Genomic DNA, 13,058 nt, shown 5'->3' on the forward strand with positions numbered 1-13,058 from the left:
GTTTCAGTACCGGTCGGTGCAGTTGCTGCCCGTCGAGCGCAGCTCGCACGCCCGGGCGGTGATGTCCTTGTCGTTCACCATCCGGGTGAACACCGTCCCGTTGCCGCCGTAGTAGGCGCTGTAGGACTGGTTCAGGTCGTTGGTGACCCTGATGTCGGTGTCGAACGAGGCACCGGAGGTCTTGCGCGCCCAGGCGGCCCGGCAGGTCGGGCTGTAGCGCAGCTCCACCCCCCACGCGGACCGGGCCACGGTGCGGGCGTCGTTCTGGCAGACGGTGGTGCTCGGGTCGAGGCCGTCGCAGGTGCTGCCGAGGCAGGAGGTCGCGGCCGAGGCCGGACCCGAGGCGAACAGCAGGCCGGACACGGCGAGCGCGAACGCCGCGACACCGGTGGCCAGGGTGCGGGTGGAAGGGTTCACAGGTCTTTCCGTCGCGGTAGGAGGTCTAGTACCCGGCGGTGCACTCATGCTGCTCGCCGGCGTCCCAGTGGGCGCAGGCCCACGCCTTGATGTCCTTGTCGTTCACCATCCGGGTGTAGGCCGTACCGCCGTTCCACACGGTGGAGTACGAGTTCCCCAGGGAGTTGGTGACGCTGATGCCGCGGCCCGGCACGCCGGTGGTCTTGCGGGCCCAGGCGGCCCGGCAGGTCGGGCTGTAGCGCAGCTCGACCTCGTTCCAGCCCGCCCACAGCACGGTGCGGGCGTCGTTCTGGCAGACGGTGGTGGCGGGGTCGAGGCCGTCGCAGGTGCTGCCGAGGCAGGAGGTGGCGGCCGAGGCCGGCGAGGAGGCCAGCAGCAGGGAGGAGGCGGCCAGGGCCAGGGCGGAGGCAGCCGTGGCCGCCGTACGGGCGAAACCGTTCAAGGGAGCGTTCCTCGCGGGGTGTCGGGGTCCGGCGGGCCTAGTACCACTCGGTGTAGGAGAACTGCTTGCCGTTGTCCCAGACACCGCCGGCATGGGCCTTGATGTCCTTGTCGTTCACCATCCGCGTCCAGGCGGTGTGACCGTTCCAGGCAGTGGTGTATCGCTGGCCTGCGGTGTTCTCGACGATGAGGGTCATCGGCTCGCCGTCGGGGCCGCCCACACCCTGCTGGCGGGTCCAGGCAGCTCGGCAACTGGGGCTGTAGCGCAGCTCGATGGCCCGCCAGCCGTCCCAGTAGACGGTCTTGGCGTCGTTCTGGCAGACGGTGTTGGCCGGGTCCAGGCCGTTGCAGCTGCTGCCGTAGCAGGAGGTGGCGGCCGAGGCCGGGGAGGAGGCCAGCAGCAGGGAGGAGGCGGCCAGGCCGAGCGTCGTGGCGAGGGTGGTGGACCTGCGGGTGGGGAAGGTCAAGGCGATCTCCGTCGGAGGGAGCCGGCCGGTGCGGCTCGGTCGGTCAGGTGTGGCGGACGCGCCGGTGGCGCGGGGCGGCCTAGTACCAGCTGGAGCAGGCGCGGGCGGTCCGGTCGGCGGCGCAGGCGCGGGACTCGATGTCCTTGTCGTTCACCATCCGCGTCCACACGGCGTTGCCGTTGGAGTGGGCGGAGTAGGAGTTGCCCGCGGTGTTCTCGACCTTGATGTCGTGCACGAAGGAGGTGCCGCCGGGGTAGCGGGCCCAGGCGGCGCGGCAGGTCGGGCTGTAGCGCAGCTCCGTGCCCAGGACCGAGGTGGCGACGGTCCTGGCGTCGTTCTGGCAGACGGTCGTGGCCGGGTCGAGGCCGTTGCAGGTGCTGCCGAGGCAGGAGGTCGCGGCGGAGGCCGGGGAGGTGCCGAGCAGCAGGCCCGAGGCGGCCAGGGCCAGGACCGAGCCCGCGGTCGCGAACCGGCGGAGCGAATTCCTCATGGTGTCCCCCTGGGTGTGTCCGAGAGCGGCGGTGCGGTCCGCCGCGGCAGAACACTCCCAGACCGGCCACCGCGTCCCGGGTGTCCCGCACCCGTCCCGACGGCTGCGGGACACCCGCGGGACGGCCCGGGGGCGGGGCCCCGGGCCGGTCGGGACACGGTCGGGGGCGGGCCGGCCTGACGTACGGGCAGCCAGGCGCACGGGCGTACGGGCCGACGGGCTCCGCCCGACCCGCCCCGCCCGCCCGCATTTCGAGGCGGGACGGCCCGGCGTCCCGCGGCCCGTACGGGCCGCCGTCCGGGGCCGAAAAAGGCTGGTCCCCGGTGCCGTGGGGCACCGGGGACCAGCCTTTGCGGGTTCTGCGAACGGGGATCAGACGGCCAGGACGGCCCGCTCCTCCGCGAAGTGGCACGCCGACTCGTGCGCGGCAAGGGTGTTCTGGCCCTTGTAGCGCTCGGGGACCGCCAGCACCGGCTGCTCGGTGGCGCAGATGTCCTGCGCCTTCCAGCAGCGGGTGCGGAAGCGGCAGCCCGACGGCGGGTTGGCGGGCGAGGGGACGTCACCGGTGAGGATGATCCGCTCGCGGCCCTCGCGCGCCTGCGGGTCCGGGACCGGGACCGCCGACAGCAGCGCCTGGGTGTAGGGGTGCGTGGGGTGGTCGTAGATCTCGGCGTCGGAACCGATCTCGGCCATCTTGCCGAGGTACATCACGCCGACCCGGTCGGAGATGTGCCGGACGATCGACAGGTCGTGCGCGATGAACACGTACGACAGGTCGAATTCGTCCTGGAGCTTCTCCATCAGGTTGATGACCTGCGCCTGCACCGACACGTCGAGCGCGGAGACCGGCTCGTCGCAGATGATGATCTCCGGGTTGAGCGCGAGGCCGCGGGCGATGCCGATGCGCTGGCGCTGGCCGCCGGAGAACTGGTGCGGGTAGCGGTTGATGTACTCCGGGTTCAGGCCCACGACGTCCAGGAGTTCCTGGACCTTGCGGCGCCGGTCGCCCTTCGGGGCCACCTCGGGGTGGATGTCGAAGGGCTCGCCGATGATGTCGCCGACCGTCATGCGCGGGTTCAGCGAGGTGTACGGGTCCTGGAACACCATCTGGATGTTGCGGCGGACGGCCTTGAGGGCCTTGCCGGACAGCTTGGTGATGTCCTGGCCCTTGTAGAACACCTCGCCGGCGGTGGCCCGCTCCAGGCTCATCAGGAGCTTGGCGACGGTGGACTTGCCACAGCCGGACTCGCCGACGATGCCGAGGGTCTCGCCCCGGTACAGGTCGAAGGAGACGCCGTCGACGGCCTTGACCGCGCCGACCTGCTTCTTGAACAGGATGCCCTGGGTCAGCGGGAAGTGCTTGACCAGGTTGCGCACCTGAAGGATCGGCTCGCGCTCGCCCTTGGTGAGGTCAGCCATGGATCTGCTCCTTCCAGAAGTGGCACGCGCTGCCGCGGCCGGGCAGCTCGGTGCCGTCCTGCTCGGTCACCCGGTGCAGGGCCGGCACCTCGGTGCGGCAGATGTCCTGCGCCTTGGGGCAGCGCGGGTTGAAGGCGCAGCCCGAGGGGATGTTCAGCAGGTTGGGCGGCAGGCCCTTGATCGCGTAGAGCTCCTGGCCCTTCTGGTCCAGGCGCGGGATCGAGTCGAGCAGGCCGCGGGTGTACGGGTGCGCGGGGCGGCTGTAGATCTCGTGGACCGGGGCGGTCTCGACGATCCGGCCGCCGTACATGACGGCGATCTTGTCGGCGACGTCGGCGACGACGCCGAGGTCGTGGGTGATCAGGATCAGACCCATGTTCATCTCGCGCTGGAGTTCCGCGAGCAGGTCCATGACCTGGGCCTGGACCGTCACGTCGAGAGCCGTGGTGGGCTCGTCGGCGATGATCAGGTCGGGCTCCAGGGCCATTGCCATGGCGATCATGATGCGCTGGCGCATACCGCCGGAGAACTGGTGGGGGTAGTCGCCCACGCGCGCCTTGGCGGCGGGGATCTTCACCCGGTCCATCAGCTCGACGGCCTTGGCCAGGGAGTCCTTCTTGGACATCCCGCGGTGGACGCGGAACATCTCGCCGAGCTGGGCGCCGACGGTGTGCACCGGGTTCAGCGAGGACAGCGCGTCCTGGAAGATCATGGCGATCTTCGAGCCGCGGATCTTGCGGTACTCGTCCGCCGGCAGCTTCAGCAGGTCGGTGCCCTGGAAGAGGATCTCACCGGAGGGGATCTTGCCGGGCGGCATGTCGAGGATGCCCATGATGGCCTGCGCCGTCACGGACTTGCCCGAGCCGGACTCGCCGAGGACGGCGAGGGTCTCGCCGGCGTCCACCGAGTACGAGACACCGTTGACGGCCTTGGCCACGCCGTCGCGGGTGTGGAACTCGACGTGCAGGTCGCGCACTTCGAGCAGCGGGGTGCCCTCCGGCGCCGATCGGGGCGCGGGGACGTTCGAGGTCTTGTCGATGATGGTCAACGTACGCCCTTCCTCAGCGCAGCTTCGGGTCGAGGGCGTCGCGCACCGCGTCGCCGACCATGATGAACGCGAGCACCGTGACGCTCAGCGCACCGGCCGGGAAGAGGAGCACGTGCGGAGCCTGGAGCCAGCGGACGGAGGCGTCGCTGACCATGAGGCCCCAGGAGATCTCCGGGGGCTGGACGCCGATGCCGAGGTAGGACAGGGCCGCCTCGGCGGAGATGTACACGCCCAGGCTGATCGCGCCGACCACGATGACCGGGGCGATGGCGTTCGGCAGGATGTGCCGCAGCGTGATGCGCAGGGTGCCGGCGCCGAGGGCGCGGGCGGCCACCACGTAGTCGTTGTTCTTGTTCTGCAGCACCGAGGACCGCATGATGCGGAAGATCTGCGGCCAGCCGAGGATCGCGAGCACCAGCGAGACCGACCAGGCGTTGCCCGGCAGCGCGGACATGATCAGCATGCCGCCGAGCAGCAGCGGGATCGCGAAGAAGATCTCGGTGAAGCGCGACAGGAAGCTGTCGAGGATGCCGCCGGTCCAGCCGGCCAGCAGGCCGAGCGCACCGCCGACGATGACCACCAGCGAGGTGGTGACGATGCCGACGATGACCGAGTTGCGGGCGGCCCACACCGTGCGGGTGTAGACGTCGCAGCCCTGGATGTCGAAGCCGAACCAGTGGTCCGCGCTCGGGGTCTTGAGCGAGTCCTGCAGCTTGCACGCGTCGGAGGCGAACGGGCTGCCGTCCGTGAACCACTGCGGGAACGCGGAGATGACGAGCATGCAGACGACGAGGAAGGCACCGATCAGGAAGACCGGGTTGCGCCGCAGGTCGGCCAGCGCGTCCGACCAGAGGCTCGCTTCGCGGTCCTTCTTCTTCTTGCCGCCGTCCTTGTCGGCCGCGGCGCCGGCGGAGGGGGTGCCGGCGAGCTGGGTGTCGGTCGTCATCGAGTCCTCCACCGTAGTTGTGTCACGCATAGCGGATCCTCGGGTCGAGCACGGCGTACAGCAGGTCCACGAGCAGGTTGCCGACCAGGTAGACGAGGACCAGGATGGTCACGCCGCCCACGACGACCGCGCCCTGCTTGAGGTAGACGGACTGGGCGAGCAGACCGCCGACCCCGTGGATGTTGAAGATGCGCTCCGTGATGACCGCACCGCCCATGAGGGAGCCGAGGTCGGCGCCGAGGAAGGTGACGATCGGGATCATGGCGTTGCGCAGCGCGTGGTTCATGACGACGCGGCGGCGCGGCAGGCCCTTGGCGGTCGCGGTGCGCACGTAGTCGGCACGCATCGTCTCCATCAGGCTGGTGCGCGTCAGACGTGCGACGTACGCCAGCGAGGTGGACGCGAGCACGAAGGCCGGCAGCAGGTAGGCCCGGAAGCCGTCCGCCTCGTTGAACGAGACGGGGAAGAAGTCGATGCCCCAGTTGTTCTTCAGCTGCACGCCGAGCGTCAGCTGCAGCACGAAGCCGGTCACGAAGACGGGGATCGAGATGACCATCAGCGTGGAGATGAGCACGAGCTGGTCGAGGAACTTGCCGCGGCGCAGGGCGGCGAGGACACCGGCGAGGACACCGACGACGGCTTCGATGACGAAGGCGACGAGGGCGAGGTTGACGGTGTACGGGAACGCCTCGGAGAACAGGTCGACGACCTTGCGGCCGGTCAGGGTCTCACCCAGGTCGCCCTGGAACACACCGGTGATGTAGTTCCAGTACTGGAGCAGGAACGGGTCGTCGAGGTGGTACTTCTCGCGCAGCATCGCCGTGACGAGCGGGTCTGCCTTCTTCTCGCCGGCGAGCAGCTGGATCGGGTCAGCGCCCGGCATGGCGAACGTCAGCGCGTAGATCAGGAACGTGGCACCGAGCAGTACAGGGATCGCCTGTATGAGTCGGCGGATGAGGTAGCGGCCCATCAGACCTCCAACAGGAGCAGGGGGAAAGGGCGGGCAGACGGAAACCTGATTCCGTCTGCCCGCCCCCTGGAATTCCCCTAAGTGAAGAGGGGTGTTAGTTGAGCTCGACGTTCGCCAGGTCCATGCGGCCCTGGGCGTCGACCTGAACGTTCTTCACCGACTTGGAGTAGGCCGAAGAAGACATGTACGTGAAGACCGGGATGTACGGCAGGTCCTTGATGATGACGTCATCGGCCTGCTGGTACAGCTTCAGACCCTGGGCCGGGTCGGTCGCCTTGTCGGCCTGGTCCATCAGGGACTCGAACTCGTCGTTCTTGTAGTGGCCGTAGTTCGAGCCGTTCTCGATCGCGACCTTCGAGAAGATCGGACGGAGGTAGTTCTCGGCGGCCGGGTAGTCCATGGACCACGCCATGCGGAACGCGCCCTTGTACTTGGCGGCGCCCAGGTCGTCCAGCATGTCACCGAACTTGGCGTACGGCTTGGCGGTGACCTCGAGGCCGAGGTTCGCCTTCAGCTGGTTGGCGACGGCCTCGATCCACTCCTTGTGGCCGCCGTCGGCGTTGTAGCCGAGCTCCAGCTTGTTGCCGGGGATGCCACCGGCCTGGGTGTAGAGCTCCTTGGCCTTGGTCGGGTTGTAGGTGCCCGCCTCGCCGAGGGCGCCCTTGCGGTAGCCGGGGATGATCGGGCTGATGAAGTCGTCGGCCGGCTTGCGGGTGCCGTTGAAGATGGTCTTCGTGATGGCGTCCCGGTCGATGGCCATCGAGAGGGCCTTGCGGATCTCGACCTTGCCGAAGGCCTCCGGGTTGGTCTCCAGCGGGAGGCCCAGGTAGCCGACGCCGGACTCCGGCTTGTAGATGTAACGGTCGCCGAACTCCTGGGAGACGGTGGCCATCGCGGAGATCGGGAGCTTGTCGACGATCTGGATGGTGTCGGCGCGCAGGTCGTTGTACGCCGTGTCCAGGTTGTCGTAGATCTTGAAGGTGACGCCCTCGAGCTTCGCGCGGCCCTCGGCCGGGAACTTGTCGTAGCGCTTGATCTTGATCTGCTTGTTGTGCTCCCAGGCGCCGTCCATCTGGAACGGACCGTTGCCGATCGGGGCCTCGCCGAACTTCTTCGGGTCGGCCTCGAACGCCTTGGGCAGCGGGTAGAAGGCGTTGTAGCCCAGCATGGTCTTGAACTGCGAGAACGGGGCCTTCAGCGAGACGGTGAAGGTCTTCTCGTCGACGACCTTCAGACCCTTGAGCTCGGTGGCGGTGGGCTTCTTGTCCTTGCCCGGCGCCAGCTCGTCGGAGCCCTCGATCTTCGCGAAGAACGGCATGCCCTCGGCGGCGTTGTCCTGGTTGGCGCCCCAGTTCCAGGCGCGGACGAACGACTGCGCGTCGACCTTCTCACCGTTGTGGAAGGTGTAGCCGTCCTTGAGCTTGATCGTCCAGGTCTTCGAGTCGGTGGTCTCGATGGACTCGGCGACCGCGAGCTTCGGCTCGTTGGTCTTGTTGTCGTAGTCGACGAGGCCGACGAACAGGGCGTTGAGAACCTCGGCGCCCTCGGACTCGGCGGTGTTCTGACCGATCAGGCCGTGCTGCGGCTCGCCGAGCACCACGGTGATGTTGCCGCCCGACTTGCCGGCGTTCGAGTCCTTGCTGGTGCTGCACGCCGTAGCGGCCATCGCCACGATGACGGCACCGGCGACCCACTTGGCGCTCGTTGCTCCGCGCATGGGTTATTGCCTCCTCAGGAGTCACGGTGGATACGTGAAGGACCCGGCTCCGCTGACACCCCTGACAGCGAAATCCGGCCCCATCGTGTGCTCGTGAGTCGACGCTCCCCACAGCGTGTGACCCATTGACCCGAGCTCAATGGAGCCATCCTCAGGGACACCCCGGGCGTAAACCACACTTGCGTGGTCTCGTTTTCACAACATCGATCCGCGGCAGAAACCCGAAATCCGGACAAAGGGATCAGAGACAGACACGTGCGAAACGGACGGTTAGCTCACCTTCCGGAGTGTCACGGTCGGTATGCGGACACAAGAACGCAACAATCCGCTTGACAGACGTGAGAAAGCGAACAGCCCCTTCCGGCACGGAGATCCGTGGCGGAAGGGGCTGTCCCCCGGGGCGCCGGCGCCGCCGGCACTCCCGAACTAACCGAACTGCGCTGTTACTTGGCGGCCTTCGCGCGGGAGGCGGTGCGCGAACGCTCCTTCTGGTCCAGGACGACCTTGCGGATGCGGACGGCCTCCGGGGTCACCTCGACGCACTCGTCGTCGCGGCAGAACTCCAGGGACTGCTCCAGGGAGAGCTTGCGCGGCGGAACGATCGCCTCGAACGAGTCGGCCGACGAGGACCGCATGTTCGTGAGCTTCTTCTCCTTGGTGATGTTCACGTCCATGTCGTCGGAGCGCGAGTTCTCGCCGACGATCATGCCCTCGTACACCTCGGTGCCGGGGTCGGTGAACAGCACGCCGCGCTCCTGCAGGTTGGTCATCGCGAACGCGGTGACCGCACCGGCGCGGTCGGCGACCAGGGAGCCGTTGTTGCGGGTCTGCAGCGCGCCGAACCACGGCTCGTGGCCCTCGTGGATGGAGTGCGCGATGCCGGTGCCCCGGGTCTGCGTCAGGAACTCCGTACGGAAGCCGATGAGGCCGCGGGACGGGACGACGAACTCCATGCGGACCCAGCCGGAGCCGTGGTTGGACATGTTGTCCATGCGGCCCTTGCGGACGCCCATCAGCTGGGTGACGGCGCCCATGTGCTCCTCGGGCACGTCGATCGTCATGCGCTCGACCGGCTCGTGGACCTTGCCGTCGACCTCCTTGGTGACGACCTGCGGCTTGCCGATGGTCAGCTCGAAGCCCTCGCGGCGCATCTGCTCGACCAGGATGGCGAGCGCGAGCTCACCGCGGCCCTGGACCTCCCAGGCGTCGGGGCGGTCGGTGTCGAGGACGCGCAGCGAGACGTTGCCGATCAGCTCGCGGTCCAGGCGGTCCTTCACCTGGCGGGCGGTGACCTTGCGGTCCTTGACCGCGGCCTTGGCGTCGGCGCCCTTGCCGGAGCCTCCGCGGCCGACCAGCGGGGAGGTGTTGGTGCCGATGACCATGGAGATCGCCGGCTCGTCCACCGTGATGAGCGGGAGGGCGACCGGGTTCTCCGGGTCGGCCAGCGTCTCACCGATCATGATGTCGGGGATACCGGCGACGGCGCAGATGTCACCGGGGCCGGCGACCTCGGCCGGCTTGCGGGTGAGCGCCTCGGTCATCATCAGCTCGGTGATGCGGACGTTGGAGATCGAGCCGTCGCGCTTGATCCACGCGACCGTCTGGCCCTTGCGCAGCTCGCCCTGCTCGACGCGGAGCAGCGCGATGCGGCCGAGGAAGTTGTCGGCGTCGAGGTTGGTGACGTGGGCCTGGAGCGGCGCGTCCTCCTCGTACGTCGGGGCCGGGACGTGCTCCAGGATGGTGGAGAAGAACGGCTCCAGGTTGTCGCTGTCCGCGGGGACGGTGCCGTCCTGCGGCTTGGTCAGCGAGGCGATGCCGTCACGGCCGCAGGCGTAGACGATCGGGAACTCGATCTGGTCCTCGTCCGCGTCCAGGTCCAGGAACAGGTCGTACGTCTCGTTGACGACCTCGTCGATCCGGGAGTCCGGGCGGTCCGTCTTGTTGATGCACAGGATGACGGGCATCCGGGCCTGGAGGGCCTTGCGGAGCACGAAGCGGGTCTGCGGCAGCGGACCCTCGGAAGCGTCGACCAGCAGGACGACGGCGTCGACCATCGACAGACCGCGCTCGACCTCGCCACCGAAGTCGGCGTGGCCGGGGGTGTCGATGATGTTGATCGTGATCGGGGCCCCGCCGTCCTTGGGGTGGTACTTCACCGCCGTGTTCTTGGCGAGGATCGTGATGCCCTTCTCACGCTCCAGGTCGTTCGAGTCCATCATGCGGTCGTCGAGCTGCTGGTGGGCGGCGAAGGCGCCGGCCTGCTTCAGCATGGCGTCGACGATGGTCGTCTTGCCGTGGTCGACGTGGGCGACGATGGCGACGTTGCGGATGTCGTGGCGCGTGGGCACTGCGGCGCTTCTCCCGGGATCGTGGATGGCGTCACGTACGGCCTGGTACGCGAGCCTTGCCGGGCGGAAAACCTGCCACGGCCTTACCCCATCCTACGTCGCGTGGCGGGAAGTGCCTCCCGGGGGGTCTGTCAAGAGGCCGTGCGGCTGACTGCGACCGGGCTGTGGGTGGGGGGTCCGGCGATCTGCGCCGCGGGAGTCCCGATCGGGCGCTGCAGTGCTGTTTCAGCTGCTCGGACGCCTGCTGCCACGGGCTTTCCGAGCGGTGGTGCTCCGGGTCAATGGGTACCCACGACCTTGCCCGCCGGGGGTCCGGCGGGCAAGCGACTTGAGTCACTTCTGAGCTTGTGACCCGCGGGTCAACCTGACTGGCCCCGCTTTGTCACTTGTTCTTCTCCTTTCCTTCCGTGGAGCCCGGTTCCCGGCCCTTCGGGGCCTTCTTCCAGCCGATGTCCTGGAAGCGCGGAGTGGCCAGCCCGAAGGCTCCCGCGTTGGCCACCGCCGGCTTCACCGCCACCAGCTCGGGGCGCTGGTAGAGCGGGATGGAGCCCGCCGCGGCCCAGATGCGGGCGTCGGCCTTGCGCATCAGATCGCGGGAGGCCTCCTCGTCCAGCTCGGCCACGGCCTGGTCGAACAGCTGGTCGATGTGGTCGGTGCCGACCCGGGTGTAGTTCTGCTCCACCAGCAGCGACCCGTCGGCGGCCGGCTCCGGCTTGGCGAAGATCGGGCGGGCGTCGGTGGCCGGATAGGCGGTCGCCGGCCAGGAGTACAGGGCCAGGTCGTACTGGCCCGAGGCGATGTGGTCCTTGAAGAAGCTCTCGTCGGCCACCTTCGTCAGCTCGGTGGCCACGCCGACCTTCCGGAGCATCTGCGAGATCCGCTCCCCCACCGTGCGCAGCGACTCCGAGCCGGGCCCGGACGGCAGGACGAAGCGCAGGCTGAGCGCCTTGCCGTCCTTGGCCAGCATGTTCCCGGAGGTCCGCGGTGGCTGCGCCGGCGCCGGAGCCGGGCTGGCGCTGGCGCTGGCGCCGGACGTGGCCGCGGGGGCGTTCTCCGGCTGCTGCCCGCCGACGGGACCGGGGGCCTTGGCGTCGCCGGCGGCATCGGCGTCGGCCGCGGAGGATTCGTCCGCGCCTTCGTCCTCGGGCGCACGACCCGTGCGGGCGGCGAGGGCCGCGGCCTGTGCGAGGAGGGCCTGCCGCTGCTCCACCGCGTACGCGGCGGCGACCTGCGGCAGCGTGCTCCCCTCGGCGGGGGCGAAGGCCGGGCGGAACCCGGGCAGCCCCCGCTCCAGGGCGGCCGCGCGGACATCGCCGTTGCGCTGGTCCTCCTGGCCCACGATGTACAGGCCGTCATTGCCGGTGCCCGGCCCGGCCGTGTTCCTGCGGTCGCCCTGCGACCCTGCCGGCTGCTCGGCCTGCGACCCCGCCGGCTGCTCGGCCTGCTTCTCCGCCTGCCCGTCCGTCTGCTGGTCCGCCTGCCCGTCCGTCTGCTGGTCCGCCTCCGGGCCGGCCTTCGCACCCGTCTCCGGCGGAGTGAGAACCCCGCCCCGGCGCCAGCCGGCGTCCGCCAGCAGCGCCTGCGCCGCCTTGGTGTCCTGGCCGCCGAGCGCGTCGCTGTTGTCCGCGTACGCCCGCTGCCCGGCCAGCGCCAGATGGCTGCCGACCGGCCGCACCGGCAACCCCAGCGGCTTCAGCACGATCTCGGCCAGTTCCCGGCGGTCGATCGCCCGGGCCACGGCCCGGCGGACCCGCTCGTCGGCCAGCGGGCCGGAGGCCCCGTTCAGGGCCAGCTGGGTGTACGCCGGCTCCAGGGACCTGCGGACGGTGTAGCCGCGCAGCGCCTCGGACTCCGGGGTGGCCTCCACGGCCTGGGCGCCTGCCTCGCCCGGGGACCGGGTGGCGTCCCGGCGGGCCTGGGTGATGCGGTCCGAGGTCGCCCGGTCGACCTCGGCCAGGTCGACCGTGCCGGCTGCCAGCGCCTTCGCCCGCTCGGCCCGGGGCACGGCGGTCAGGACCAGCGAGTCCAGCTTGGCCGGCCGGCCCCACCAGCGGGGGTTGCGGGTCAGCGCGGCGGTGCCCGTCTTCTTGTCGATGGCCCCGAGGGTGAACGGGCCGGCGGTGACCTTCAGGGTGCCGCGGGCGCCCTCGTTGAAGGCGTCGGGGGTGCCCGTGACCTGCTTGGGGTAGAGCGGGGAGAACAGGGAGCGCCAGTCCGTGTACGGCTTGGCGAAGGTGACCCGGACCTCCAGGTCGTTCCGGCCGCGCTCGATCTTCTCGATCCGCTCGTAGCCGGCGTTGCGGGCGGTCCAGTACGCCGAGTCCTTGCCGCTCAGGGCCCGCCACTGGGAGACGAAGTCGGGGGCGCCGATCTCCCGACCGTCGCTCCACACGGCCTGCTGGTGCAGCTTGTACACGACGACCTGCTTGGGCTCCCGCTCGACGATCTGCGCCTTCTCCAGGAAGTCCGGGTTGGCCGTCGGCCGCCCCTTGTCGTCCAGCGTGAACAACTGGGGCAGCACCGCCCCGGCGATCCGCGTGGTCGTGGCGTCGGCATCGGCCTGGAAGACGTTCAGGGTGTCGGGGAGGTCGTCCACGGCCCACCGCAGGACGCCACCGTCGGCGATCATGTCGCGGGCCGTCGCCGCGATGTCCGGACCGGCGGCAGCGGGGCCTCCCTCGTCCCCCGCGCCGCAGCCCGCGAGCAGCGGCAGTGCGAGGACTCCCGAGGTCAGCAGCGCCAGGGATCTGCGCCTTCTCTGGGACATGGGTGCTACCTCCGGGGCGGGGCGTGAA

Annotated in this window: 11 protein-coding genes; all 11 read right to left on the reverse strand. The window is 69.5% G+C overall.

What is annotated here, in order from left to right; all coding sequences use genetic code 11:
• Nucleotides 1-3: 3 nt before the first annotated feature.
• The 11 genes from ACSHWO_RS12485 to ACSHWO_RS12535 all read right to left on the reverse strand — a co-directional run bounded on the left by ACSHWO_RS12485 (nucleotide 4) and on the right by ACSHWO_RS12535 (nucleotide 13,030).
• Complete coding sequence (locus tag ACSHWO_RS12485) at nucleotides 4-417, reverse strand: DUF2690 domain-containing protein (RefSeq protein ID WP_361099513.1); 414 nt, start codon at nucleotides 415-417, stop codon at nucleotides 4-6.
• Between the two features lie 25 nt (nucleotides 418-442).
• Nucleotides 443-859, reverse strand: coding sequence for a DUF2690 domain-containing protein (locus ACSHWO_RS12490; RefSeq protein WP_438311814.1), 417 nt, complete (start codon nucleotides 857-859; stop codon nucleotides 443-445).
• Between the two features lie 37 nt (nucleotides 860-896).
• Entirely contained in the window at nucleotides 897-1,325 is a 429-nt protein-coding gene (locus tag ACSHWO_RS12495) for a DUF2690 domain-containing protein (RefSeq protein WP_438311816.1), read from the reverse strand.
• A 79-nt stretch (nucleotides 1,326-1,404) separates the two neighbouring features.
• Nucleotides 1,405-1,815: a DUF2690 domain-containing protein gene (locus tag ACSHWO_RS12500; RefSeq protein ID WP_385838241.1), complete on the reverse strand. Its 411-nt coding sequence runs from the start codon at nucleotides 1,813-1,815 to the stop codon at nucleotides 1,405-1,407.
• 372 nt (nucleotides 1,816-2,187) lie between these two features.
• A complete protein-coding gene (locus tag ACSHWO_RS12505; RefSeq protein WP_361099504.1) occupies nucleotides 2,188-3,234 on the reverse strand; it encodes an ABC transporter ATP-binding protein in 1,047 nt (348 codons plus the stop codon).
• The gene (locus ACSHWO_RS12510; protein ID WP_361099501.1) at nucleotides 3,227-4,282 is read right to left on the reverse strand and encodes an ABC transporter ATP-binding protein; all 1,056 of its coding nucleotides are present in this window, start codon (nucleotides 4,280-4,282) and stop codon (nucleotides 3,227-3,229) included. Before ACSHWO_RS12510 ends, ACSHWO_RS12505 begins: the two co-directional genes overlap by 8 nt.
• 13 nt (nucleotides 4,283-4,295) lie before the next feature.
• A complete protein-coding gene (locus ACSHWO_RS12515; protein WP_361099498.1) occupies nucleotides 4,296-5,258 on the reverse strand; it encodes an ABC transporter permease in 963 nt (320 codons plus the stop codon).
• Nucleotides 5,251-6,198, reverse strand: a complete 948-nt coding sequence (locus tag ACSHWO_RS12520) for an ABC transporter permease (RefSeq protein ID WP_361099495.1) — start codon at nucleotides 6,196-6,198, stop codon at nucleotides 5,251-5,253. Before ACSHWO_RS12520 ends, ACSHWO_RS12515 begins: the two co-directional genes overlap by 8 nt.
• 94 nt (nucleotides 6,199-6,292) lie before the next feature.
• Nucleotides 6,293-7,915, reverse strand: coding sequence for a peptide ABC transporter substrate-binding protein (locus ACSHWO_RS12525; RefSeq protein WP_361099492.1), 1,623 nt, complete (start codon nucleotides 7,913-7,915; stop codon nucleotides 6,293-6,295).
• A gap of 443 nt (nucleotides 7,916-8,358) precedes the next feature.
• Entirely contained in the window at nucleotides 8,359-10,263 is a 1,905-nt protein-coding gene (gene typA, locus ACSHWO_RS12530; protein ID WP_385838207.1) for a translational GTPase TypA, read from the reverse strand.
• Nucleotides 10,264-10,645: 382 nt separating this feature from the next.
• Entirely contained in the window at nucleotides 10,646-13,030 is a 2,385-nt protein-coding gene (locus ACSHWO_RS12535; protein ID WP_438311820.1) for an ABC transporter family substrate-binding protein, read from the reverse strand.
• Nucleotides 13,031-13,058: the final 28 nt, after the last annotated feature.

Origin of the sequence: Streptomyces pallidus (ex Mingjun et al. 2026) (genome assembly GCF_051550185.1) — a bacterium.
In the GTDB taxonomy this organism is placed as follows: Bacteria; Actinomycetota; Actinomycetes; order Streptomycetales; family Streptomycetaceae; genus Streptomyces.